Raw genomic sequence first — 25,505 nt, forward strand, 5'->3', positions numbered from 1 at the left:
GAAGGAAAGTCCGCAGGTTAGACCGGGGGACACTGAACGGGAACCGCGCTGGAGGCCCGCCCGGCGCAGGGCCTCCAGGCAGGAAGGCGCTACCGGGGAGCAGGCGCCTCACCCTGGGTGGGGCGCGCCTGCCGGCGCTCCGTCCGGGCGCCGGCCAGGTCCGCGTGGGCCGTGCGGCGCATCCGGTCCGCGTTGACGCGGGCCTGGACGTAGCGCGGGGACAGGTGCATGGCGGCGGCGTAGGCGGCCCGGGCCTCCTCCACCTGTCCGAGCCGCTCGTGGGCCACGCCCAGGTTGTTGTGCACATAGGCGACGTGCGGGAGCAGCGCCGCCGCCCGGACGAGCACGTCCGCGGCCTTCCGGGCCTCCCCGGCACGCAGATAGGTGAGGCCCAGGTTGTTGAGCGCGTAGCCATGCTCCGGGTGGAGGTGGACGGCCTGCTCGAAGCGCAGCATCGCTTTCGCCAGCGCGTCCTGCGCCAGGTGGGCGCGCCCGAGCACTTGATAGGCCTCCACGTACTCGGGATTGCGCAGCACGGCCTCCTCGCCCACGGACACCGCTTCGGCGTGGCGGCCCAGGGACACCAGCAGCCGCGCCTGACGCACCAAGGGGCGGGCATCCAGGGGCAGCAGGCGGCCGAGCTGGGCATGGGCACGCACGGCCAGGTCCGTTCGGCCCGTGCGCCCGGCGAGCTCCGCCGCCAGCGCCAGGGCGGCCACGTCGTCAGGGGCGTCATGAATCGCCCGGCGGCACTCCGTGAGCGCGCCCGCGAGGTCGTCCCAGTCGCGCAACAGGTGGGCCCGGCTCAGGTGGTCCACGCGCCGCCCATGGCCGTGTGGCAACGCGAGCTCGGCGTCCGGCGTGATGTCCGAACCCTCCAACGCGGCGCCGACGTGCGCGATGCCGAGGTCTCCACGCGTCGCGCGCCGCTCGAAGGCAGGCGGGAACCCAGCGGCGTCACCCCGAGGGCTGGCTGCATCCGGTGCCGCGGCGTCCGCGTTGGACGTGGACTGCTCCTCCGTGGCCAGCCACGCGCGCAGCACCGGTGGCAACGGCACCTCCGCCCACGCCAGGGTCAGTCCGAGCGCCACGAGGCTTGCCAGCACCAGCGCGCGCCGCACCGAGGTCGTCGGGCGGAAGCCGGTGGGGGACGTGGGCTTCGTGTGGTTGCGGCGCATGGCGGCGACCTCGGCTGCTGGCGGAGCGCCCGGGACGGGGGCTCCGGGGCGCCGTGTGCCGGGCTCCCACCCGGCGTCTTTGCGACTGGCGTGCCACGCGTCCTCCCAGAGGGACGGAGGGGGCTGTGTGGCCCTGTGGCCACAGGGCTCGGGAAAAGCATGGCGGGGGGCGCGGGCGGCATGCGACGGTCCGCGCGATGAAGATCGCCACCTGGAACGTGAACTCGGTGCGGGCCCGTCAGGAACGGCTGCTCGCCTGGTTGAAGAAGGCCCAGCCGGACGTCCTCTGCCTGCAGGAGCTCAAGTGCGTGGACGAGGACTTCCCCATGGAGGCCGTGCGCGAGCTGGGCTACCACGCCGCCGTCCACGGGCAGAAGACGTACAACGGCGTCGCCATCCTCGCGAAGGAGGAGCCGAAGGACGTCGTGAAGGGCCTGTCCGACGGCGTGGATGACTCGCATGCGCGCCTCATCGCGGCGACCGTGGGCGGCATCCGCGTGGTGAGCGCGTACGTGCCCAATGGCCAGTCGGTGGACTCGCCGCAGTACCAGTACAAGCTGGAGTGGTACGGCCGGCTGCGGCGCTACCTGGACACCCGGCACAAGCCCGACGAGCCCCTGGTGCTGGGCGGGGACTGGAACGTGGCGCCCGACGACATCGACACCTATGACGCGAAGCTTTGGGAGGGCCAGACGCTCTTCACGCTGAAGGAGCGGGACGCCCTGCGGCACCTGGGCGCCTTCGGGCTCTCGGATGCCTTCCGCAAGCTGCACCCCGGCGTGCAGAAGTTCACCTGGTGGGACTACCGCATGCTCGGCTTCCCGAAGAACCTGGGCCTGCGCATCGACCACCTCTACGTGACGGCGCCCGTGGCCGAGCGGCTGACCGTCGTGGACGTGGACCGCGAGGAGCGCAAGGGCAAGCAGCCCTCGGACCACGCTCCGGTGTGGCTCGAGCTGCGCGATTGACGCCCCCGCCCGAAGCGCCGCCGTTCCCCGACAGCCTCTGTCACCGCTGCGCCGCGCCGCCTCGCTACGTCCAGTCGAGGACGACGACCTTCATCCTCTGCCCGCTGCTGCCCGGGAAGTACCCGCCGCAGCCGGTCCATGCGTGCGCGCTCTTCAAGCCGAAGCCGCCGCGGACGCCCCCGGTGCCACGTTGAGAATGGGCCTGATATCCAGAGATTGTTGGGTTCATCCCGAATGCCGGGCGCCTCGACTCCCGGCAGGGTAGATTCCGCGCCGTGTCCGAGGAGAAAGACCGGAGTTCGCCACCCGAGGGGACCGATGCGACGGTGCTGTCGCCGCTCCCGCGTCCCGCCATCACCGACGTGACGGAGCGCGCGCTGTTCGCCGGGCGCTACCTCCTGGAGGAGCTGGCCGGGCGCGGTGGAATGGGCGCGGTGTACCGGGCGCGAGACACGCTGGTGGGCGACGTGGTGGCGTTGAAGCTTTTGGAGCTGGGCGCTTCGCCGGCGCCGGAGTGGCTGGAGCGCTTCCGCCGCGAGGTCCGCCTGGCCCGGCGCATCACCCACCGGCACGTGGCGCGGACCTTCGACCTGGGCGAGCACTCCGGCCGCCTCTACCTGACCATGGAGTACGTGGAGGGGGAGAGCCTGCAGTCGCTGATGGAGCGCGAGCACGCGGTGCCTCCCGCGCGGGCGGCGCGGCTGGTCCTGGCGCTCTGTGAGGGCCTGGCGGCGGCGCACGCCGCGGGCGTCGTGCACCGGGACCTGAAGCCGGCCAACGTGCTGGTGGAGGCCCGTGGCCGCGTGGTGCTCACCGACTTCGGCATCGCCCGGGCCATGGCGGGCGAGGGGGCCTCGCGCACGCAGGGCCTGGTGGGCACGCCCATGTACATGGCGCCCGAGCAGCTGGAGAGCGGCGAGGTGGACGCGCGCGCCGACCTCTACGCCACGGGCCTGGTGCTCTATCAGTTGCTCACCGGCGCGCCTCCGTTCGCCGGTGATTCGCCCATGGCCGTGGCCGTGGCCCGCTTGAGGCAGCCGCCGCCCGACCCGCGCCTGCTGGCGGCGGTGCCGGATGCGCTGGCGGAGCTGGTGCTCGCGTGCTTGTCGCGTGAGCCCTCCGGACGTCCGCGGGACGCGGCCTGTGTGGCGGAGGCGCTGAGGCAGTGGCTCGGCTCCGTCGGCGAACCCATCGAGCCCGAACATGCCCATGGCGCGCATCTCGGGACGAGAGGACCCGCCGCGGGCGGCGACAGGGGGGCCTCCGGGGTGGGCGCTCACGGCACGTCCACGCCGCGGCCTGGCGGCTTCGGCCATGACGCGGTGTCCTCGGGCGCGCTGGCCTCCCGGACGCCGTTGCGCCCGGGCGAGCAGTCGTTGGCGGTGCTTCCGCTGCGCTTCCTGGGCGCTTCGGACCAGGCGTTCCTGGGCGACGGCGTGACGGAGGCGCTCATCGATGTGCTGTCCAGGACGCGCGGCCTCCGGGTGCAGAGCAGCGGGGCCACGGAGCGGTTCCGGCAGGAGCGGGACCCGCGCGCCGCGGCGCGGGAGCTGGGCGTGGAGCTGCTGGTGGATGGGACGCTCCAGGCCGCCGGCAAGTCGGTGCGCGTGACGCTCCGGGTGGTGGAGGGCGCGTCGGGCACGCAACTATGGAGCGGCCGCTTCGACGACGCGGATGACGACCCGTTCCAGCTCCAGGACCGGCTGGGACAGCGGCTGGCGGAGGCCCTGCGCGGCGAACTGGCCATCCTGGCCTACCGCGCCACGGTGCCCGCGGAGGCCCTGGCCCTCTACCGGCAGGTGGTCTCCCGGATGCTCGCGCACTCGATGACGCGGGAGCTGAAGGAGGAGGTCATCACGCCGCTCGAACAGCTTCGCGACTCCGTGCCTGGCTTCTCGCACGCGGCGGCGCAGCATGCGGTGGCGACGCTCCGGGCGGGCTTCCTCCGCACCATGGCGGACGAGGTCGACTGGGAGGCCCTGGCGCGGACGAGCCTGGAGCGTGCCCGGCAGTTGGCGCCGGAGCTCGTGGAGACGAGGCTGGCACAGGCCATCCTGGCCACCCGGGAAGGCCGGTGGCGGGACGCGGTGGTGGCCTTGCGCACGGCGCTCGATGCGGCCCCCACGTTCGCGCCCGCGCTCCAGCTCCTCGGCAATCTCCAGTGTGAGGCCGGCCGCGCGGACGAAGGCATGCCGCGCTTGAAGCTGGCCTATGCGCTGGAGCCGGGCATGGCCATCTGCCTGGTCGAAGTGGCGCGTTGCAGCGCCCTGCGCGGCGACGAGGCGACCTATCAGTGGTGCATGGCGCGCCTGAGCAGTCAGCCCCTGTTCGGCATGGTGGTCCTCATCCTCCGCATGCGTGTCGCGGCCTGGAAGGGCGACCTGGACGACCTCCGCCAGTGCCGGGCCGCGCTGTTCGAAGACCCGAACCACATGGCCTCCCACGTGGCCACCTATTGCTCGGCGGCGCTGGGCGAGCTGACGGTGGCGGAGACGGGAGCCAGCCTGGACGGCATGCTCACCTGGCAGGTGAACTCGCGCTTCGCGTCGATGGTGTGTCAGCTCGCGGCGGAGCTGATGTGCCTCCGGGGCGCGTCCGCCGAGGCGATGCGTTATCTCCAGCAGGCGGCGGACCTGGCGCTCATCGACCTGGAGTGGATGGACCGCTGCCCGGCGCTGGCGCCCCTGCGCGCGCAGCCCGGGTTCGCGGAGGCGCGGCGCAAGGTGCGCTCCCGCGTGGAGGCCATCTGGTCCGCGTGAGGCGCCCCATGACGCCGCGCGCACGTTGAACGGCCAATCCCGCGCAAGGCCGGCTAAAGCTGCATTTTGCGCTTAGTTTGCCTTATTTGTTATGTCTGTTCTCGGTGAGGCGCTTGTCCGTGCTGCCCGAAGCCGCCGCCTCGCCAGGAGAACGTCCCCCATGATTCGACGCCTCACCCTAGCCATCGCCGTGTGCGCGACCGCGTGCGCACCGGAAGACAGTCCCCCGGAGGTCGTGGAGAGCGAAGTGCTCGGCCAGCAGTCGCAGGCCGCCGAGGCACTGGACACTCCCTCCGAGGCGAATGCCATCCGCTTCCTCGAACAGGCCACCTTCGGACCGAAGCTCGCGGCCGGAGCGAGCCCCCTGCCCATCGACTCGGTGGAGTATGTGGTGGCGCAGGGCATCACCGACGCCATCACCGCGCAGCTCAGCGCCCCCCGCTCCACCTACAGCGGCGCGCTGGGGACGCGGGACATCGGCTCCCAGTTCTTCACGAACGCCATCCAGGGGAAGGACCAGCTGCGGCAGCGCGTGACGTTCGCGCTGAGCCAGATTTTCGTCGTCTCGCAGTCGGGCATCCCCAACCTGATGTCCACGCCGGAGTCGGAGCCGAAGCTGGCCATGGCCGGCTATCTCAACCGGCTGTCCACGAATGCCTTCGGCAACTTCCGCACGCTGCTGGAGGCGATGACGCTGGACCCCGCCATGGGCACGTACCTGGACATGGCGAACAACAAGGCCTTCAAGACGAACGGCGAGCCCGTCGCGCCCAACGAGAACTACGCGCGGGAGATGCTCCAGCTCTTCACGCTGGGCCTCCACAAGCTCAACGATGACGGCACGGAGAAGGTGGACGCGCAGGGCGCGCCGATTCCCGCGTACACGGAGGCGCACGTCCAGGCCTTCGCCCATGCGCTCTCCGGGTGGACGTATGCCAGCGACACCGGCTGCCCGACGGTGGGGCGCTCGAACCCGGCCAGCTACGCGCAGAAGATGATTGGCTGCAACGTGAATCACGACTCGACGTCACGCGTGCTGCTGCGCGGCGTGTCCACCACGGCCGGCGGGGGCGCGGCGGCGCACCTGAAGCAGGCGCTGGACAACGTCTTCGCGGACCCGAACGTGCCGCCGTTCATCTGCAAGCAGCTCATCCAGCACCTGGTCACCAGCAACCCGCGTCCGGCCTATGTCCGGCGCGTGGTGAACGTCTTCAAGGACAACGGCAGCGGCGTCCGGGGCGACTTGCGCGCCGTGGTCCGCGCGATTCTGGAGGACGTCGACGCGCGCGGTCCGCAGGTCCCGCTGGCGCAGTACGCCAGCTACGGCCACCTGCGCCCGCCGGCGCTGTTCGTCACCACCCTGGTTCGCTGGCTCAACGGCACGCTGGACACGGTGGGCGGCACCAAGGACCCGGGCGCGAAGCTGGCTTCCTGGAGCAGCGCCATGGGCCAGTCCGTGCCCCGTCCGCCGTCCGTCTTCAGCTACTACCCACCCAACGCGCCTGTGCCTGGGGGCAACGGCCTGCTCGGCCCCGAGTTCGCCATCCTCGACACGGCCACCGTCACGGCGCGCGCCAACTTCGTGCATGAGCTGCTGTTTTCGACCGCGCCGGCCAACGCGGGCGTCCTGGTGGACGTGAGCGCGCTCCCGGCCGACTCGAATGACCTGACGGTGTGGCTGGGCCGCTACTGGCTCCACCACACGATGTCCTCGGACCTCCAGCTCACCGTCTTCAACGCCATCACCGATTCACGCGTGGGGAACTCGACGCGCAAGCGGAAGCTGGCCGTCTATCTCACGTCGCTCTCCCCCGAGTTCCAGGTCCAGAGGTAGCCCATGTCCTTCTCGAGACGACAGTTCCTTCGTGGTACGTCCAGCGGACTGGGCCTGCTCGCCGCGTCGTCCGCGCTGCCTCGCTGGCTGGTGGGCGAGGCCGAAGCCGCCACCCTCAGCGGTTACGCGGGCTACCGCGCCGCCGTCAGCGTGTTCCTGCTGGGGGGCAATGACGCCAACAACATCCTGGTGCCGCGCGGCGCCACGCCCTATGCGCAGTACAGCGCGGCGCGGCCGAACATCGGCATCCCCCTGGCGGACCTGCTGCCCATCAGCCCGGCGGGGCAGGTGGCCGACTCGTACGGGCTGCACCCCGCACTGAAGAAGGTGCAGGCGCTGTTCGGCCAGCAGCGCGCCGCGCTCGTGTGCAACGTGGGGCCGCTGGTGGTCCCCATGCGCAAGGCGGACTACACCAACGGCACCACCGCCCGGCCGGACAACCTGTACTCCCACAGCGACCAGCAGGACGCGTGGGCCAGCGCCATCGCCAATCCCTCCACCGCGCCGGTGCCCTTCGAGCTGGTCGGCAAGACGACGGGGTGGGGCGGGCGGACGGCGGACAAGCTCCATGGCCTCAACCCGGGCGGGTATCCAGAGGTGGTCTCCTTCGGCGGCAAGCCGCTGTTCGCCGCGGGGGCCGTGCGCCAGCCGATGATGGTGTCGCCCAGCGGCACGCTCGCGTTCCGCCAGACGTCCGACGCTGACTTCAACGCGCTCCAGACGCAGGCGCTCGCCGACGTGATGGAGCACACGAACGGCGTCACCCTGGAGGCCTCCTACGGCGGCATCTTCACGCAGGCGCAGACCTTCGCCACGGCCCGCGCCGAGGCGCGAGAGGCGGCGTGGCTCGCGCTCCCGGCGGCCACGCGTGTCGCCATCGACGCGCTGTTCGTCCCGCCCACCGGCATCACCAACTGGACGCTGCACACGCAGCTCTACCAGGTGCTGCGGGACCTCGTCGCGGGGGCGACGGCCACGGCCCAGGGAGGCCTGGGCCTGAGGCGCCAGGAGTTCTCGGTGGGCCTGGGCGGCTTCGACACACACGTGGGGCAGTTGCCCACGCACAACGCGCTGCTCACCCAGCTCGACTTCGCGCTGGACGCCTTCTACCAGGCGTTGGCGTTGCTGCGCGCGTCGGGGGCGTTTGGCGCCGCCCCACCGCAGGCCACGCTCTTCACCATGAGCGACTTCAGCCGGACGCTGGTGGAGAACTCGGATAGGGGCACGGACCACGCCTGGGGCGGCCACGCCATTGTCATTGGGGAGCGCGTCCAGGGCGGCCGACTCTACGGCACGTACCCGGACCTGGACCTGGCCGCCAACGGCGTGAACAACCTGGACACCACGGACTCGCGGGGCCGCTGGATTCCCACCCTGTCGGTGGACCAGTACGCCCATTCGCTGGCGCACTGGCTGGGCCTGTCGACCGCCGCCGAGCGCGAGTACGTGTTCCCCAACCTCGCCGGCTACATCACCGCGGCGACGGCGGGCGGCTTCCCCTCCTCCGCGCGCTCGAATCGCATCGCGTTCATGCTGGCGGACACGTAGTCCCGCCGGGAGCCCCGGTGCGTGTCTCGCGCCGGGGCTTCGGCCCTTCGCTGCCGGGTGGAGGAGGTGGCGCCGCGAGTGTATCAGTTCGCCATGTTTACACGGAGTGGGGGTCTAAATTGATTTCATCCGTTTACATGGAGAGGTGATTGCCCTGCGCTTCACGCTCGGGCACGCTTTGCGTTCATTCGCCAGCGTCGCTCGGAGGAAGCCCGTGTCTGTTCAGATTCCAGGAGCGCCGATCCGGCCCACGGCACAGATGCTGGAGGGCGCGATTGGCGCGGCGGTCGCCGCACTGGAACAGCTTCCCGGCGCGGAGCTGCTGGCCGCCACGGGCGCGGGTGTTCATCCGGTAGACTCCCCGGCGGCGGCGACGTTGGCCCTCCTCGCGTTGGCCGAGTGTGAGGGCCATGGGCGTGCGCAGGTGGAGGCCTGTGTGCGGCGGCTGCGCTCCAGCCGTGATGCGACGGGCTGCTGGCGCTTCTCCCCTGAGTTGAAGCTGCCGGGGGCGGGGGAGTCGGCCCGGGCGCTGGTGGCCTTGACGCAATGGAACATCCCGCTGGAGCCGTCCTCGGCGCTCGATGCGCTCCTGGCCCGCGACGCGGCGCGAGGGCATGGCCAGACAGGGCGCGAGCCGGGAGCTGTCTCCAGCGAGGGTGTCCCTCCTGACGTGGACGTCGTCACCCACGCGGACCTCCTGCTCCTGGCGGCGCACGAAGGGCGGTCGCTTCCGGGCCGTGCCGCGTTTGTCGCCGAGCAACTCCGTACCCGGGGGCTCCTGTCGTGCGTGCGCGGTCCGCCCGCTGCCGAGGCCTCTCCGCTCCTGTTGGGCTACCTGCTGACGCGCTGGGTTCGACGCGCGGGTGACCACTGGCAGCTCGCGGTCCCCCTTCGGGATGAGCTCATTTCGCTCTGGGAGAAGGGGGAGGTGCGGGGAGCGGTGAATGTCGCACTCGCCATGAGCGCCCTGATGAACCTGGGGCGGCCTACGGACGTCAACCTCTTCGAGCGGACGTTGGACTCCATGGCGTCCCTGCTGCTGAGCGGGCAGAGCGAGGAAGGCCTCTGGCCGGTGGCCCCGCTGTACGAGGCCGGGGACGTCGTCCATGGCTCGCTGGAAGCATCGGCGGCGCTGTGTGTCGAAGCGCTCGTCCGTTACCTCCGAATCGCCCGCATCGCGGCGGACCGGACCGACAACTTCCTCCCCGGTGCGCTCCCGTCCCGGCCGGGCACCTGGAAGGAGACGCTGGCCGCCTTCGACGATGACTATCCGCCCGCGTTGTTTGCTCCCGAGTCGCGGGCCCGCCTGCGCGAGCTGGGTGAATGGCTGCCGGCGGCGCTGGAGGGCGATGGGGGCTTCGAGGTCCGGCTGCTGGACGGGGCGCCGCGGGTGGACTTCATCCTGGGCATCAAACACGACGGACAGGCGCTGCTTGCTGGCAGGCATCCCCACGCCGAGCTCCCAGCGCCATTGTTCGCCGCGCCCGAGTGGCGGCGCATTCGCGACTTCGCGCGAGGGTGGTCCGAGCCGGGCGGGCTGCTCGACAGGGAGGTCGACGCGTTCTGGCTGGAGTTCGACCTGGATGCGCCAGTCGCCTCGCCGCCGCTGCCCATCGTGTTTCTCTGCACGCGGGACCAGCCCGTCGCCATCAACGAAGCGCTGCATCGACAGAAGTCGGACACCTACCGCGCGACGCTCCACGCGGGGCTCCCGCTCTTGCGTGGGGACGAGGCGCCGCTCACGCCGGAGCTCCAGCGGGAGATGGACGTCTGCATCGAGGCGCTGCCTCCTGGCGCCCACCTCTATGCGGCCTGTGTGATGATGTCGCGGCGCAGCAAGAACCTGCGCTTCACGCTCAAGAACGTGCCGCCAGAGCGCATCGTGGCCTACCTGGAGGCCGTGGCGTGGCCAGGGGACTTCCAGCAGCTTCGGGACACCCTCGCGTGGGTCCTCCCGCTCGGCGTCAATCGCTTCATGCTCAACCTGGACCTGGCGCCCCGGTTGTTGCCGACGCTGGGGCTTGAATGCTCGTTTCAAGGGCGTGCGCAGCCCGCCGAGGAGCCCCGGTGGCAATTGCTGCTCGACGAGCTCGTGAAGCGGGGGCTCTGCGCGCCCTCACGGCGTGACGCGCTGCTTGCCTGGCCCGGGCGGACGAAAGTCAGCCTGCCCGACGGCGCGGCCGTGCGGGAGAGCGTCTTCGATAAGCGGCTCGCGCACGTCAAGCTGGGCTTGACGGGGGCTCCGCTGATTGAAGCCAAGGCCTATCTGGCCACGCACCGTACGTCCGAGCTCCTCAGCCCACGCTGAGCCATCATTCCCGGGGCATGGATTGACGCTCGGGGATGTGAGTTGATACGTTGAATTCTGAATATTCAGAACAGGCATGCTGTGCAGACTTTTATCGAGCACCTGGGCCACACTTCTTTTGTCATTCACCGCGGTCCTCTGAGGGTTCTCATCGATCCGGTGCTCGTGCTGCGGGAGCTGGAGTTCCGGCAGCCCGCGTGCCCCGCGTGGTTCTTCGATGACCTGTCGTCGGTGGACGCGGTCTTCTTCTCCCACGCGCACGACGACCATCTCCATCCCCCCAGCCTGTTGGGGCTGCGCGAGGACGTCGCGCTCTACTTCCTCGACAAGCCGAAGCCGGGCGCGGCGCCCGAGTCGAGCGCTCGCGCGATTCTCACGGCGCTGGGCTTCCGCAATCTCCACCCCTTCCTGGAGGGGGACGTCGTCGAGCTGGCCCAGGACGTGCGTATCCACATCCTGCCCGCGCAGTGTTCCGGGGAGGGCGAGGAGCAATGTGCCCTGCTGGTGGAGACGCCGGAGGTGCTGGCGCTGGACGCGGTGGACGTGACGGATTCGCCCCGGACTCGCGAAGCGCTGGAGGCCTTCCGGGGCCGGATTGATGTCGCCTTCGTTCCCACGGGGGCCTCGGTCCAGTGGCAGGGCTTCTGGAATCAGATGGACGCCGTGGGCGCGCTCGCGTTCTGCGACTGGTTGAAGCCCGCGCGGATCGCGACCTGTGGGGGCACGCTGTCCATGGCGGGGCGGCCGCGGGAAGACCGCCTGGAGCGCTATCCGGTCGACCGGGCGCATTGGATGGCCGCCGCGGTGACGCGCGCGCATGACTCCGTGCTCCTGCCCTGGAAGCCCCCGTACCGGCTCGTCTACGACAAGCACGACCTGGAGCGCTGCTCGCTGCTGCAGCCCGGCCGTCGCTTCGAGCCGGCGCGGGGGCCGCAGCGTCCTCAGGCCCTGCTGACGACCTTCTTCACGGGCTATCACCCGAGCAAGCCCATTCAGCGTTGGGGATGGGGAGACAACAACGACCTCGCGCGGTGGCTGGAGCCGTTCGAGGCCATCCGGGAGGTGGTGCGCGCCTCCACTCGCGACCTGCGCTACCTGCTGGAGCGTTGCCAGTCGTCCGTCAACAAGACCCCCGCGGCGGTCCTGGTGCCCCGGACGCTCCGCTGCCTCGTGGAGGCCAGGGCCTTCGAGCTCGCGGCGCGGCTGGTCTCGCTCCTCCCGTCGAAGATTGCGGAGCCCGCCGACATGGACGCTGGTTACTTCGCCGCTGTCGAGGCCCTGCTCCAAGGCGAGCCGGCGCTCGCGGCGCCGCTGCGGGAGGACCTGGCGGCCTGCCAGTGGATGGACCGGGGTCTGTTCCACCTTCAGTGCATGTCCCGCCGGATGAAGGAGCTGGTCCGCCGGGACGAGCGCACCGAGGCGCTTCGCTCGAGCCACCTGTCCGTGCTTCGTGACAGCCTCCTCCAGCGCCGCCCGGTGTTGGGGCCCTACCACCTGCGCGTCACTCAGGAGTTGGCGCGGCTGCTGGACGCGCGCCCGCTGTCGCCGGAGACGTCCGAGGTGCTCTGTTACGCGAGCCCGGGGGGCCTCCGCTACCAGCCGCTGTCGACGCTCGAGTCGCTCCTGCTGGAGCAATGTGACGGACGCACGGTCGCCGAGATGGTCGGCGACGTGAGCGCGGCCCTCTCCCTGCCTCAAGACGACGTCCGGTCGGCCCTCTTCACGTTCCTGTCCCACCTGACGCACGAGTCGCCGTTGGTGCTCGACTGGAGTCACTGATGCAATTCCAAGAGGCCTTCACCTTCCCGACGCCGTTGTCCCCCGACGCGGAAGCCTCGGCGCGGGAGCTGCTGCGGGCGCAGCAGATGGGGCAGCTCGACTTGCTCATGGGCTGGCTCCAGCAGCCGGAGCGGCTCGGGAAGCTGGGGGACTGTGCCGCGGAGCTCCAGTCCCTCCTCTCCGAGGCGTTCGAGCTCGTCGAGCGCGCGCCTGCGCTGGCGCGTGAGTTCCTGGAGCACTGGAGCACGACGGTGCTGCTCGGCCGCTTGCTGGGGCCCGCCGTCGTCGGGCCCGGATTGACCCAGCGCTTGCTGGGCAACCTCGCGTCGCTGCTCATCGTCCAGCGGCTGCGAGGAGAGGTCACCCACGGCGAAGCCCTCTTCGTGACGCCGCGGACCCTCTACTGCCTGCCTCGGGGTGAGCGGCTCGACGTGCGCGGCCCCGGCGAGGGGCGCCTCTTTTGGCGCTTCTCTGGCGCGGAGTGCCTGCTCTCCGCGGAGGGGCACGCCGGCCCCCAGCTTCGCATCCCGCTGCCGTTGGCGGGCGATGCGCCCGTGAGCCTCCAGCCGCTGCCCTGGTCCGAGACGTGGAACGTTCCGGTGCTGGACGACAGCGAGATGCTCGGCATCACCGGCCGGAGAGAGCGCGCGGGCATCCCGGATGATGGGAGCACGGGCACCTGGCGGCCCATGCCCCTGCTGCGCAGCGCGGAGGAGGCCTTCCACATTCTTGGGGAGCTGTGGCCCGAGGTGCTCGACTGGGCCCGCGTGTTGCTCCCCGCGCTCGTCGACATGGGGGGCCCGGAGAACCGGAGCGTGCGTTGCTCGTCCTCCTATGGGGCGGGCACGCCCATCTTCCTCACGCGCGTGGCCCACGGCCTGGAGCATGCGGAGGACCTGGTCCATGAGCTGCAACACGAGCGCATGTACCTGCTGCTCGACTCGCGCGCCTTCGGGCGGTGGGACGACGCACGTCCCGAGTTCGTCTCCGCCTACCGCACCGACCCGCGCCCCCTCCGGGGCTTGCATCTGGGCCTGCACTCCTTCCTGGCGGTGAACCGGCTCCGGCTGCTGGCGCTGGACAGGCCCGAGTTCAAGCAGCGGGAGTGGCGCTTCCAGTTGCTCAAATCTCACCGCTGCAACCTGCTCTCCTTCCGGACCCTCCTGGACTTCGAGCGCCCCACGCCCGAAGGGCGCGTGCTCCTGGCGCAGATGGCCCAGGCCCTGAGTGAGCAGCACCCGCTCATCGAGCGGGTCGCGGATGCGGACATGGACCAGGCCTTCGAGGCATGGATGAAGCAGCACTTCTCGCGGGTGGCCGCCAGCGGCCCCGTGGTGAATGACGCAGAGACATACATGGACTGGCGCGAGGCGGCAGTGCTCGCGGCCCACTATTCCCAGCACGCCGGAGGTGCGTCATGAGGGTTCCAGGGTTGCGCTATCGCGACGAGTGGCTGCCCAACTTCTTCCCCGCGAAGCAGGTGGGCCCCGACCACTTCGTGCGGCTGTCCCGGACGGGCGCCATGCAGCTGCTGTCCAGCGCGGAGAACGCCCAGCTCGACGAAATCTCCATGGATGAGGCCCTGTTCGCGCGGCTCGAGCAGACCAGCCACCTCATCACCGCGCAGAACTCCTCGCGCGTGCTGGAGGACCTCAAGCGCTGGCATGACCGGACCTACGCGGGGCCGGGGCTCCATATCGTCGTGCTGTCCAAGCGGTGCAACCTCAACTGCACCTACTGCCACATGAACCCGGAGAGCATCTCCGCGGACTCCAAGCACTTCGACATGCAGCCAGACGTCGCGGATGCCATCATCCGCTTCGCGCTCGGCTCTCCGGCCCCCTTCCTGGGCTTCGAGTTCCAGGGCGGCGAGCCCTTCTTGAACTTCGAGGGCATGAAGTACTTCGTCGCGGAGGCGCGCAGGCAGAACGAAGCCGTGGGCAAGCGGCTCCGCTTCTCCGTGGTGAGCAACCTCATGGTCGCCACCGATGAGCACATCGCGTACTGCATGGAGAACCGCATCAACGTGTCGTATTCGTTGAACGGTCCCGAAGACATCCACGACTCATTCCGAGTCACGCGGAGCGGGGCGGGCAGCTTCCGCAAGGTCATGGAGCGGCTGAACCACTTCCGCGACCGGTTTCCCAGGGTGCTCAGCGCGTCACCCCTGTGCGTGGTGGGGGCCTCCAACGCCAAGGAGCTGAAGCGCACCATCGACTTCTATCACGCGGAGGGCTTCAAGGACCTCGCCATCCTGAAGCTCAAGGCCCTGGGCAACGCCCGCAAGGAGAAGCTGCCCTTCGACATCCAGGACTTCCTCCACTACTACCTGGACGCGCTCGACTACATCTACGAGAAGAACCGCCGGGAGAACGAGAACTACTCCGAGCGCGTGGTGCGTGTCGTCCTGGCCAAGATTCTCCAGACGACGGACACGGGCTTCGTGGACTGGCGCAACCCGGTCGGGGACTTCGGCTCGGCCATCACCTATGACCATGACGGCGAAATCCTGCCGTCGGACGAAGCCCGCTCGATGCGCTCGGAGTTCGGGTTGGGCAACGTCAAGGGGACGACCTACGACGCGCTCATCCGCGACAAGGCCACGTTCCGGTCCATGAACCTGTCGCTGCGGGATCGCGACCCGCAGTGCCGCGAGTGCGCCTTCAACCCCTACTGCGGCGTGCTGCCGGTGCTCGACTACGCCCGGACCGGGGACGCGACGCCGCGCCCGCATGCGTCCGAGGAGTGCCTGCAGACGTTGGCGGTCGTGGAGTGGGTCTTGCGCAAGCTCGTGGAGGACCCCATCCCCCTGTTGCGGATGATGCCTGGCATGGACGCCGCCCTGGTGGAGATGGCCAACGGCCTGCCCGCGGAGCCCTCCGCGCAGGCCGCGCCGCCGTTGATGAGCGTGCAGAGCGGCTGAAGCGCGGGGTGGGGGCGGCCCCGCTCAGGCGGGCCGCAGCCGGCCCGCCGCGAGGTCCGTGAGCGCGCCGAGGACCGCGTCCTCGGTGAGGTCGTCCATGCTCCCGTTCCCCGTGAGCTCGCGGAAGGCCGGGGTGAGCCGGAACCCCCACTGGCGGGGAGACGTCGGTCCGAACAGGCCCACCGAGGGGAGCCGGAAGAAGTCCGCCGCGTGCAGCATGCAGGAGTCGATTCCGAGGAAGCCATCACACGCGCCGAGCAGCGCCATGGCCACGTCGAGTGAGGTGCCCTGGGCGGCCAGCACCCGGCCTCCATGGACCATGGGCTCCAGCTCCGTGGCGCCGTAGTCCACGTTGAGGACCAGCCATTCGGGGTGACGTTCGAGGAAGGCATCCAGCACGGCGCGGTAGCGGGCGACGGGCCACTGTTTCCGGGAGCCTGTCTCCGTGTGGAGCGCGAGCAGCCGGGCCCCCGCGGGGACGCTGTCGCGAAAGCTCCTGGCCGCCGCGGTGGCCTCGGCCGTCAGCGCGGGGGCCTGGGCGAAGTCCTCCAGCCGCAGGGTGGGGACCAGCCGCTGGGCCAGCGCGAAGAGCCGGTCCAAGGCGTGTTGGGTCTCCTCACCCCGGACCCATTGCTTGTAACGGCGATACAGGCCCACCGTTTCAGTGGTCGCCGGAAACCCCTCGAGCAGCTCCGAGACACCCGCCGCGTGCCAGGTGTTGAAACAGAGAAACAAGTCGCAGCTCCCAACGGCCTGCCGGAGCGCCTCCGCGTCGATGCTCCGCTCCGTGCCCTGCGTCGTCGCGCGCACCTCGTGAATCTTCATGAGCCCGAGCTCTTGATAAAAGAACAGGCTTGAATCACCTGGTGCTCCCACCAGTCTGATTTGACCCGGGTACAGCTGACTCAGGGCTCGCAGCGCGGGGAGGGCGAGGAGTCGGTCTCCAATCCCATTCAGGTGAAACACGACGGGGGCTTGGGCAGAACGAAGTTCCTGCTGCATGGAGGGGAGTCCTTGCGTCAAGACAACCTGCTCCCCGGCGCCCCAGGATGGGCGCCGGGGAGCAGAAACCTGCTAGAACCAGCCGTCAGACGTATGGCTGGTGTGATCCTGCGGCTCCTTGATGACCGCACGCGCGGACATCATGGGGAACTCGCCACGACCCAGGATCATGCTCAGCTGGCCGCGGAGCGCGTCAACCTTCGCGGGGTCCAGCTGCTTGAACGTCACCACCTCGGGCTTCAGAACGATGTTGCTCTCAACCATGAGGGACTCCAGGGGGTGAATCAAACCACACGCGTGGCACGGATTTATCGCCGCACGTGCCGAGCCTGACGCCAGATGGTGCCTGCGGCTCGGACCTCCAAGAGTACGGCGAACCTGGAACGAATGTCCAGGCTCAGACATGGTTTTAACGAAATGTCTGCCAGCTTTGAAATTTCACGGACTTGGGTGTTCTCACGGGCCTTACCGGACCTTCGTTGTGATGCGCGTCGCCGGGGCACACGCCGCGTGGCATGCTGTGGCGTGAGAGGGTCATGGATACAATTCGTCAGGACATCCGGTTCGGCGTCAGGCTGTTGCTCAAGAGCCCGACGTTCACCCTGGTCGCGGTGTTGACGCTGGCGCTGGGGATTGGCGCGAGCACGACGATATTCAGTGTCGTCAACTCCATCTGGCTCCAGCCCATGCGTTTTCCGCACGAGGAGCGTCTGGTGATGGTGTGGGACTCGCTCCCCAAGGCGGGGGTCGAGCGGAGCGAGACGTCCCTGGCGACGCTGGCGGATTGGACCGAGCAGGCGGCGGTTTTCGAGCACGTGGCGGGGATAGTCCCGCGGAGCTTGAACCTGGGCGGCGCGCTGCAGCCGGAGCGGCTTCAGGCGTTTCGGGTGGGCGCCGCGCTGTTCCCCGCGCTGGAGGCGAGGCCCTCGCTGGGCAGGGCGTTCTCCGCGGAGGAAGACCGCGTGGGGGGCGAGGCGGTGGTGGTGCTGTCGGACGGGTTGTGGCGGCGCCGGTTTGGTGGCGCGCCCTCCGTGCTGGGTGAGTCCGTGACGCTGGATGGTGCGCCCTACACCGTCGTGGGCGTGATGCCGAAGAGCTTCGACTTCCCGCCTGGCGCCGAAGCCTGGGTGCCGCTCGCGCCGACGCAGGCGGAGCTGGACGAACGCGGGGACCGGAAGGTGCGGGTGGTGGGCCGCCTCAAGCCTGGCTTCTCCGTGGCGATGGCGGAGGACGCCCTGCGGGTGCTCGCGGGGCGGCTGGCCGAACGGTACCCCGACACGGATTCGGAGCGCACCGTGCGGCTGACGTCCGTGCGCGAAGCCTATCTGGGGCCCTTGAGGCCGCTGCTCATCACCCTGGCGGGCGCGGTGGGCTTCGTGTTGCTCATCGGCTGCGCGAATGTCGCGAGCCTGCTGCTGGCGCGCGCGGCGGCCCGGCGTAAGGAGCTGGCCATTCGCGGGGCGCTCGGGGCGAGCCCGACTCGCCTGATGGTCCAGGCCCTGACCGAAAGCGTCCTGCTGTCGCTCCTGGGAGGAGGCTTGGGTGTCCTGGGCGCGCTGTGGGGCACGCACATGATCGCCACCCTGCTGCCGCCCGGGTTGGCGGAGCGCCTGCCCGGGTGGCAATCCATCCAGGTGGACGGCGGGGCGCTGCTGTTCTGTGTCGGGCTGTCGGCTGTCTCCGGGGTGCTGTTCGGCCTGGCGCCCGCGTTCCAGATGTCGCGGCAGAACCCGCTGGAGGCGATGCGGGAGGGGGCGGGCGCCACGGTGGGACGAAAGAGCATCCGGTCGGCCCTGGTGACGGCGGAGGTGGCCCTGGCCTTGATGCTGGTCGTCGGCGCCGGCCTGATGCTCCGCAGCCTCTACCAGCTGCAGGGGACCTCACCGGGCTTCGCCGCCGAGCGCGTGTTCTACTTCGACGTGACGCTGCCGGAGACCCGGTATCCGACGGATGCCGACCGGGTGCGCTTCTTCCAGGCGCTGCAGGAGCGGTTGTCCTCCATGCCGGGCGCCCAGGCCGTCTCGGCGGCCAGCCTGCCGCCCATCAGCCGTCGCAGCCAGAGCTCGAACCTCTATCCGGCGGGGCAGCCGAAGCCGCCGCCCGGGCAGCTGCCCGAGGCCAGCCAGCGCGTCGTCTCCCCAGGCTACTTCCGGACCATGGGCATCCCCTTGCACGAGGGGCGCGACTTCAGCGCGTTGGACGTGGAGGAGGCGCCCCGGGTCGCGATGATCAACTCGGCCCTGGCGCGGCGCTTCTGGCCCGGAGAGTCGCCGCTGGGCAAGCGCTTCTTCGCGGGCGGCGCGGAGCCGTGGGAGGTCATTGGCGTGGTGGGCGATGTCCGGGCGCTGTGGCGCGGGCAGGTGCGCTCCTCCGTGCCGGAGTTCTACCTGCCGCTGGCCCAGGCCCCGCGTGACGCCATGGTGGTGATGGTGGCGGTGGGCGGAGCGGCAACCGCGGCGTCGTCGCTGGGGCTGTCCTTGCGTGAGGGGATGGCCTCGCTTGACCCCGAGCAACCACCGCCGTCACCCCGGCCCTTGGAAGCGCTCATCGCGGAGTCGTTCGGCTCCCGGCACCTGCTCGCCGCGCTGCTGGGGCTCTTCGCGGGTGTGGCGCTGCTGCTGGCCGCAGGGGGCGTCTACGGCATCATGGCCTACTCCGTCACCCAGCGGCGGACGGAGATTGGCGTGCGCATGGCGCTGGGCGCGCGGGAGGTGAGCATCTTCTGGTTGATTTTGAGCCAGGCGCTGCGGCTCGCCGGGCTGGGGGTCATCATCGGCTCCGTGCTGGCGCTGCTCCTGGCGCGTGGCCTGTCGAAGCTGCTCTTCGAGGTCAGCCCCGCAGACCCGCTCATCTTCGCCGGGACGGCTTTCGTGCTGCTCTTCGTGGCGCTGGTGGCGGGTTATGTGCCCGCCTGGCGCGCCGCGCGCGTCCCGCCCAGCATGGCCATGCGCGAGCAGTGAGGCTCAGGCGGCGATGAACTGCCGCTCCACGAGGCGCTTGTAGAGTCCGTCCTGGGTGATGAGCGCCTCGTGGTTTCCGTGCTGGACGACGCGGCCCTGGTCCAGCACGAAGATGCGGTCGACGCCCGCCACGGTGGACAGGCGGTGGGCAATGATGAGGGTGGTGCGCCCCACCATGAGCCGGTCCAGCGCCTCCTTGACCAGGTGCTCGCTTTCGGAGTCCAGCGCGCTGGTGGCCTCGTCCAGGATGAGCAGCCGCGGATCCTTGAGGACCGCGCGGGCAATGGCGACGCGCTGCTTCTGCCCCCCCGACAGCTGGATGCCCCGCTCGCCGACGCGCGTGCGGTAGCCCTCTGGAAACCGGCTCACGAAGTCGTGGGCGTTGGCGATGCGGGCCGCGGCTTCCACTTCCTCATCGGTGGCGTCGGTGCGGCCGTAGCGGATGTTGTCGGCGATGCTGCCCGAGAAGAGCGTGGGTTCCTGCGACACGATGCCGATGTTCTGACGGAGCCAGCGGACGTCGAGCGTTCGCAGGTCCGCCCCGTCAACGAGGAGGGCCCCCTGGTCCGGGTCGTAGAAGCGCATCAGCAGCGAGGCGATGGTCGACTTGCCCGCGCCCGAGTGTCCCACCAGCGCCACGACTTCACCGGGGGCGACGTCCAGGTCCAGGCCCTTGAGGACAGGCACGTCCCGGCGCGTGGGGTAGCTGAAGCTGACGTCGCGGAAGCGCAGGTGGCCTTCCATGTGCGCGGGCCGCTCGCCGCCGCTGACGGAGATGGCGGGCGTGCGGTCGATGAGCTCGAAGACGCGCTCGGTGGCGCCTCCGGCCTTCATGAACTCCGCCCACAGCTCGCTCAGGGCGCTGACGGCCATGACGACCATCAGCGTGTACATCAGGAAGGAGGTCAGTCCGCCCACCGTGATGTCGCCCGAAACGACCATGTGCGTGCCATACCAGAAGACGAGCAGGGTCGAAGCCAGGCCGGTGAAGCCCGTCCCGCCCATGAAGTAGCCCGAGGAGACGATTCTCGTGCGCGCCAGCGCCAGGGCCTTGTTGATGGCGCGGCCATAGCTCCGGCGCTCCGCGTCTTCGGCGACGAAGGCCTGGACCGTCTGGATGCCATAGAGGGACTCGGCGGCGACTTCATTGGCCTCGGCCACCGCGGCCTGGGCGTCTCGTGAGAGCTGCCGGGCCTTGCGGCCGTAGAAGAGCGCCCCCAGCGTCACGGGGGGGACGACCGCCAGCATGACGAGCGTCAACCGGGGCGAGGTGTAGAACAGCAGCGCCAGCCCGCCAAACAACGTGGTCGCGTTGCGGAGCATGATGGCGATGTGCGTACTGACGGCGCCCTGGATGAGGGCGGTGTCCGTGGACAGCCGGCTGGTGAGCCCGCCCGTGCGGTGCTGGTCGAAGAACGCGAGCTCCTGCTCCAGCAAGCTGCGATACAGCCGCTCCCGCAGGTTGCTGACAATGCGCTCACCCGCGAGGTTGAAGAAGGCGAAGCGCAGCCCGATGGCCACCGACTGGATGAGACACACCCCCAGCATCCACAGGGTGGTGTCATTCACCCGGTCAATCGTGGCAGTCGTCAAGGCTTCATCAAGGATGACCCGGATGGCCTGTGGAAAGAGCAGGCCTCCCGCGCTCCCGATGAAGAGGAAGCACGTCCCGAGCAAGAGCAGCCTCCACTCGGGACGAGCCAGTGCCAGGACGCGACGAAGGGATACGTGGCTCAGCGGTGGATTCTGAATCAAGCCCATTGCGCGCAGGCTAGTCCAGATGCGACCAAAGTTGTAATCCCGCTAAAACTGGCGATGCAGGTGTGGGGCCCCGAAGCATGTCTCGCGCCGGGGCCCCTGGGCTTTCAGGTGCTACGGCATGCCGCCCTTGGCCAGCTCGGCGACGTAGGCGGCGGCAATCTTGGAGAACTTGAGCGCATGCGCGGCGGTGGTGTCGGAGTTCGCCAGGGTGTCCCGCGAGGTGTGGATGTTGGGGTTCTTCTGGACGACGGTCCCCTCGAAGGGGATGGAGGCCGCGAAGCCCTGGTTGTGCCAGGAGGCGTGGTCCGAGCACCCGTAGCCGCACGTCGTATTGGTGAACGGCACGCCGACGTACGTCGTTATCAGGTTTCGGATGAACTGGTTCTGGGCGGAGTTGGTGTTGTCGGTGACGATGCCCACATCCGAGGTGGCGTTGGGGTGCTTGAAGTTCGTCATGTCGAGCTGCATCACCCCCACGACGTTGATGTTGTTGTTCTTGTGCCAGAGGGCGATTTCACGTGAGCCGCGCAGGCCTGTCTCCTCCGCGGCGTAGGCCATGAACTTCACCGTGCGCTGGGGCCGGTAGCCGCGGGCCATGGCGGCGCGGATGACCTCGGTGAACGTCGCGATGCCGGACGCGTCGTCATCGGCGCCGGGCGCGGCGCTGGTGGAGCTGATGGAGTCCAGGTGGCCGCCCACCACGACGACCTCGTTGGGCAGCGTGGTGCCGGGGATGGTGAGGATGACCGAGGGCTGCCGCCAGCCCGTGTGCGGGTAGTACGCCACGGTGACGTCCGTGCGCCCCGCGCCGGTGACGTAGCCCCGCCACTTCGTCAGGAGCATGGCCGCGGCGTCCACGCCCCCTTGCGACGTCTGGCTGCGCGTGGGGAAGGCGGACAGCTCGGCGATGGTGGTGCGGATGTTCGCGGCAGAGAGCGCACCCATCAGCGAGTTCACGGTCGCCGCGTTGGTCAGGGTGTAGCTGACGGCCTTCTGGATCGCCTTGGGGGACACGGGCGCCAGGGACGCCAGGGCCTCCTCCTGCGTCTCATAGGTGATGAAGCCCGCGCACCGGTCGAACTTCTCGTGCATCATCACCGCCAGCCGCGACAGCTGGGACTCCTTCAGCTGGAACACGCCCGCGTGCTCCTGCTGCTTGAGGGCGGTGGGCACGCTCCAGCCTTCGTCCGCGAAGGTCTCCTGCATGGGCGCGATGGCGTCCGTGCCAATCGCAATCCAGACAGTCTTGTCGTCTGGCTTTGCCTTGAGCGGCTCGGCAAGGGCCAGCGGGGCACTCAGCAGCAACAGCGAGACCGGCATCCAGGTCTTCATCCGCATTGCTCCTCCAGGGGCACGGCATTGCGTTGCAGCACGGGGGTCGGGCTGCGGGGAGGAGCCTCTGCTTTTCGAGAAATAAAGGCTTTCTGTGGGTGGCTTGGAGTGTTGGAAAGAAGACAGACCCGGGGTGAAGGTGGGCTGGGCGGGCAGGCGCTTCGTTCCCCGCACCGCCTGAATCTCCGCGCCGGGCTGACGCATCCCTTTGTCGTAGAGTGGTGCCCAAGGGGAGGCAGGACGGCCATGGACTGCGACTGGCTCATCATCGGCTCGGGGTTCGGCGGCAGCGTCAGCGCGCTGCGGCTGACCGAGAAGGGCTACCGCGTCGTGGTGCTGGAGAAGGGGCGGCGCTTGCGCGCCCCGGACTTCCCGAAGACGAACTGGGAGCTGAAGCGCTGGTTCTGGAAGCCCACGCTGGGGTGGCGGGGCCTGTTCGAGATGACGTTCTTCCGCCACGTCACCGTGCTGTCGGGCGTGGGCGTGGGCGGCGGCTCGCTCGTGTACGCCAACACGCTCCCCATCCCCCGGGACGACTTCTTCCAGGCCACCTCGTGGGGCCACCTCGCCGCGTGGAAGGAGGAGCTGGCGCCGCACTACACCACCGCGCGGAGGATGCTGGGCGCCACGCCGAATCCACTGCGCACCGTGCCAGACCAGGTGCTCCAGGACGTGGGCGCGGACCTGGGCCGCACGGACTTCCAGCCCACCACCGTGGCCGTCTACTTCGGCGAGCCGGGTGTCACCGTGAAGGACCCGTACTTCAACGGTGAGGGACCGGACCGGACGGGCTGCAACGCGTGTGGCGGGTGCATGCTGGGGTGCCGCTTCAACGCCAAGAACACGCTCGACAAGAACTACCTCCACCTGGCGGAGCGGCGCGGCCTCACGCTGCACGCGGACACCGAAGTCACCTGGGTGCGACCGCTGCCGGAGGGAGGTTACGAAGTCGAAGCGCTCCAGGGGGCGCGGCGCTTCTTCCGGAAGAAGGTGCGCTTCACCGCGAAGCAGGTCGTCTTCGCGGGGGGCGTGCTGGGCACCCTGGACCTGCTGCTCAAGTTGAAGGCGAGCCCGGACGGCCTGCCGCGTTTGTCGGACCGGCTGGGGGACGGCGTGCGCACCAACTCCGAGGCGCTCGTGGGGGTGGTGAGCGGCCGCAAGGAGCAGGATTTGTCACGGGGCATCGCCATCGGCTCCATCCTGCACACCGATGCCCAGTCCCACCTGGAGCCGGTGCGTTACTCGGCGGGCTCGGGCTTCTTCCGGTTGCTGATGGCGCCGCAGGTGTCTGGCGCCACGATGCTCCAGCGCTTCGCGCGGCTGGTGGGCCTGCTGGTCCGGCATCCGCTGCGCTTCCTCAAGGCGTGGTTCGTCCCGGACTTCGCGCGGCGGACGATGATTCTGCTCTACATGCGCACCCTGGAGGGGCACCTGCGCATGAAGCGCTCGCGGCGGCTGGGATTGAGCACGGCGCTCCAGGAGGGCCCGGCGCCGAGCGCCAACATGCCGGAGGCCTTCGACCTGGCCCGGCGCGTGGCGGACAAACTGGACGGCTATCCGATGACCATCATCAGTGAGACGTTGCTGGGCATCCCGACGACGGCGCACATCCTGGGCGGCTGCTGCATGGGTGACTCGGCGGAGACGGGTGTCATCGACTCGCGGCACCGCGTGTTTGGCCATGAGGGGTTGTACGTGGTGGACGGCTCCGCCATCTCCGCCAACCCGGGCGTCAATCCATCACTCACGATTACAGCGCTGGCCGAGCGCGCGATGACCTTCATTCCCGCGGCCCGGACCGCGCCGCGGGATGTGGTGGACGCGCCCGCGGTGCCCGTGGCCGCGGGGACCCGCGCGAGCTGAGCGCTACAGCCGGACCTGGAGCTCGTAGCGGCGGTTCTTCGCCTTCTTGGCGGCGGTGTCGTCGGGCTTCACCAGCGGCTTCTCGGAGCCGAAGCCCACGGCGATGATTTCGTTCCGGGGGATGCCGCGCGCGATGAGCTCCTTGACGATGGTCTCCGCGCGCTGCTCGCTGAGCTTCTTGTTCTTGGCCGCGTCACCGGTGGAGTCGGTGTGGCCGGAGACCTCGAACTTGTAGGACTTCAGGCCGGCGGCGACGAGCTGCTTCTTGGCGTCGACCAGCGCGTTGGTCAGCTTCTTGAGCTTGGCGTCGCAGCCAGCTTCGAGCGTGGCGGTGCCCGTCTTGAAGCTGCACTGGTTCTGCCGGCCCTCGTCCATCAGCTTGGTGTTGACGCGCTTCTCCACGGCGGACTTGCCGGCGTTGCCCGCGGCCTTGGTGAGGGAGCCGAACCCTCCCTGGGCGGAGGCCACGCCGGGAAGGGTGAGTAGCGACACGGTGATGCACAGGGCCTTGAGCTTCATACGTGAGGACGCCTCCGTTAGCGTGGCGGTGCTCGCCGGGCAGGAGGCTGCCCGGGGGCCGCGCCTTCGTCCAGCGGCGCGGTGTCTCATGGGAGGGTTGACGGGGGCCTGTCCGCCCGGCTGGTAAAACTTGCCTCGGTGCGTGAGGGGAGCAGCATGCCACCCCGGGTCCCTTCGCACAGCGAGGCAGGCGTGAGCAGCAGCAGGCGAACCGAGTGTTGGCGGCGGCTTCTTTCCGGTTACCGGGTGGGCTCGGAGAAGAAGCAGGTGGAGGCGCCGGCGACCGTCCCGAGTGACATGGACGCGCTGCTCCAGGACGAGCGGACCGACTACGACCGGGACTATGACCGCATCGTCTTCTCCGCGGAGTTCCGCTGCCTGCACGACAAGACGCAGGTGTTCCCGCTGTCCACGAGCGACTACACGCGCACTCGGCTGACCCACAGCATCGAGGCTTCGTGTGTCGGGCGCTCGCTGGGCGCGCTCGCGGGGCGCGGGTTGCTGGCGCGTGACGTGAAGGTGAATCCCTCCCATCTGGGCACCATCGTCGCGGCGGCCTGCCTGGCGCATGACATTGGCAATCCGCCCTTCGGCCACTCGGGCGAGGCGGCCATCCAGCATTGGGTGTCACAGCGACTGGTGCCTCCAGGTGGCCAGCCGAGCCCGTTCGAGACGCTGGCGCAGTGGAAGGACCTGGAGTCCTTCGAGGGCAATGCGCAGGGGTTTCGCATCCTCAACCGGCTCCAGTCGCTGTGACACCCAATGCTGGAT

Annotated in this window: 18 protein-coding genes; 12 read left to right on the forward strand and 6 right to left on the reverse strand. The window is 69.5% G+C overall.

Annotated features, from left to right (window positions below; translation table 11 throughout):
• Nucleotides 1-89: 89 nt before the first annotated feature.
• Nucleotides 90-1,178 carry a tetratricopeptide repeat protein gene (locus HV824_RS14835; protein ID WP_176423557.1) on the reverse strand — a complete coding sequence of 363 codons (1,089 nt, stop codon included), beginning with the start codon at nucleotides 1,176-1,178 and terminating at the stop codon, nucleotides 90-92.
• Nucleotides 1,179-1,375: 197 nt separating this feature from the next.
• Here HV824_RS14835 and xth point away from each other — a divergent pair, with 197 nt between their 5' ends.
• The 9 genes from xth (at nucleotide 1,376) to HV824_RS14880 (ending at nucleotide 15,297) form a co-directional block, all read left to right on the forward strand.
• A complete protein-coding gene (gene xth / locus HV824_RS14840) occupies nucleotides 1,376-2,146 on the forward strand; it encodes an exodeoxyribonuclease III (RefSeq protein WP_176423558.1) in 771 nt (256 codons plus the stop codon).
• Entirely contained in the window at nucleotides 2,143-2,340 is a 198-nt protein-coding gene (locus tag HV824_RS14845; RefSeq protein WP_176423559.1) for a hypothetical protein, read from the forward strand. The genes xth and HV824_RS14845 overlap by 4 nt, the downstream gene beginning before the upstream one ends.
• An 81-nt stretch (nucleotides 2,341-2,421) precedes the next feature.
• Nucleotides 2,422-4,905, forward strand: a complete 2,484-nt coding sequence (locus HV824_RS14850) for a serine/threonine-protein kinase (protein ID WP_176423560.1) — start codon at nucleotides 2,422-2,424, stop codon at nucleotides 4,903-4,905.
• A 160-nt stretch (nucleotides 4,906-5,065) separates the two neighbouring features.
• Nucleotides 5,066-6,739, forward strand: a complete 1,674-nt coding sequence (locus tag HV824_RS14855) for a DUF1800 family protein (protein ID WP_176423561.1) — start codon at nucleotides 5,066-5,068, stop codon at nucleotides 6,737-6,739.
• A 3-nt stretch (nucleotides 6,740-6,742) separates the two neighbouring features.
• On the forward strand, nucleotides 6,743-8,287 hold the full coding sequence (locus tag HV824_RS14860; RefSeq protein ID WP_176423562.1) for a DUF1501 domain-containing protein: 1,545 nt from the start codon (nucleotides 6,743-6,745) through the stop codon (nucleotides 8,285-8,287).
• A gap of 214 nt (nucleotides 8,288-8,501) precedes the next feature.
• Complete coding sequence (locus HV824_RS14865; protein ID WP_368738061.1) at nucleotides 8,502-10,595, forward strand: hypothetical protein; 2,094 nt, start codon at nucleotides 8,502-8,504, stop codon at nucleotides 10,593-10,595.
• 81 nt (nucleotides 10,596-10,676) lie between these two features.
• On the forward strand, nucleotides 10,677-12,374 hold the full coding sequence (locus HV824_RS14870) for an MBL fold metallo-hydrolase (RefSeq protein WP_176423563.1): 1,698 nt from the start codon (nucleotides 10,677-10,679) through the stop codon (nucleotides 12,372-12,374).
• Complete coding sequence (locus HV824_RS14875; protein ID WP_176423564.1) at nucleotides 12,374-13,795, forward strand: HEXXH motif-containing putative peptide modification protein; 1,422 nt, start codon at nucleotides 12,374-12,376, stop codon at nucleotides 13,793-13,795. Before HV824_RS14870 ends, HV824_RS14875 begins: the two co-directional genes overlap by 1 nt.
• Nucleotides 13,792-15,297 carry a radical SAM protein gene (locus tag HV824_RS14880; protein WP_176419195.1) on the forward strand — a complete coding sequence of 502 codons (1,506 nt, stop codon included), beginning with the start codon at nucleotides 13,792-13,794 and terminating at the stop codon, nucleotides 15,295-15,297. The genes HV824_RS14875 and HV824_RS14880 overlap by 4 nt, the downstream gene beginning before the upstream one ends.
• Nucleotides 15,298-15,321: 24 nt before the next feature.
• Here HV824_RS14880 and HV824_RS14885 read toward each other — a convergent pair whose 3' ends face one another.
• Together HV824_RS14885 and HV824_RS14890 are read right to left on the reverse strand one after the other, a co-directional pair.
• Nucleotides 15,322-16,122 (reverse strand): glycosyltransferase family 9 protein, encoded by an 801-nt coding sequence (locus tag HV824_RS14885; RefSeq protein WP_255208044.1) that lies wholly within the window; start codon nucleotides 16,120-16,122, stop codon nucleotides 15,322-15,324.
• Between the two features lie 249 nt (nucleotides 16,123-16,371).
• Nucleotides 16,372-16,563 (reverse strand): hypothetical protein, encoded by a 192-nt coding sequence (locus HV824_RS14890; protein ID WP_217917400.1) that lies wholly within the window; start codon nucleotides 16,561-16,563, stop codon nucleotides 16,372-16,374.
• 272 nt (nucleotides 16,564-16,835) lie between these two features.
• On the opposite strand from HV824_RS14890, the gene HV824_RS14895 reads away from it, so the two are divergent.
• Nucleotides 16,836-19,259, forward strand: coding sequence for an ABC transporter permease (locus tag HV824_RS14895; RefSeq protein WP_176423566.1), 2,424 nt, complete (start codon nucleotides 16,836-16,838; stop codon nucleotides 19,257-19,259).
• A gap of 3 nt (nucleotides 19,260-19,262) precedes the next feature.
• Here HV824_RS14895 and HV824_RS14900 read toward each other — a convergent pair whose 3' ends face one another.
• A complete protein-coding gene (locus HV824_RS14900) occupies nucleotides 19,263-21,020 on the reverse strand; it encodes an ABC transporter ATP-binding protein (protein ID WP_176419198.1) in 1,758 nt (585 codons plus the stop codon).
• A gap of 111 nt (nucleotides 21,021-21,131) precedes the next feature.
• The gene (locus HV824_RS14905) at nucleotides 21,132-22,352 is read right to left on the reverse strand and encodes a M20/M25/M40 family metallo-hydrolase (protein WP_176423567.1); all 1,221 of its coding nucleotides are present in this window, start codon (nucleotides 22,350-22,352) and stop codon (nucleotides 21,132-21,134) included.
• Nucleotides 22,353-22,598: 246 nt separating this feature from the next.
• Between HV824_RS14905 and HV824_RS14910 the strand changes: the two genes are divergently transcribed.
• Nucleotides 22,599-24,215 (forward strand): GMC family oxidoreductase, encoded by a 1,617-nt coding sequence (locus HV824_RS14910; RefSeq protein ID WP_176423568.1) that lies wholly within the window; start codon nucleotides 22,599-22,601, stop codon nucleotides 24,213-24,215.
• A 3-nt stretch (nucleotides 24,216-24,218) separates the two neighbouring features.
• On the opposite strand, the gene HV824_RS14915 is transcribed toward HV824_RS14910, so the two are convergent.
• Nucleotides 24,219-24,734: an OmpA family protein gene (locus HV824_RS14915; RefSeq protein ID WP_176419201.1), complete on the reverse strand. Its 516-nt coding sequence runs from the start codon at nucleotides 24,732-24,734 to the stop codon at nucleotides 24,219-24,221.
• A gap of 246 nt (nucleotides 24,735-24,980) precedes the next feature.
• On the opposite strand from HV824_RS14915, the gene dgt reads away from it, so the two are divergent.
• A complete protein-coding gene (dgt, locus tag HV824_RS14920) occupies nucleotides 24,981-25,490 on the forward strand; it encodes a dGTP triphosphohydrolase (protein WP_368738062.1) in 510 nt (169 codons plus the stop codon).
• The last annotated feature ends 15 nt before the right edge of the window (nucleotides 25,491-25,505 follow it).

It is taken from the genome of Myxococcus sp. AM009 (assembly GCF_013372605.1).
GTDB classification, from domain to species: Bacteria; Myxococcota; Myxococcia; order Myxococcales; family Myxococcaceae; genus Myxococcus; species Myxococcus vastator.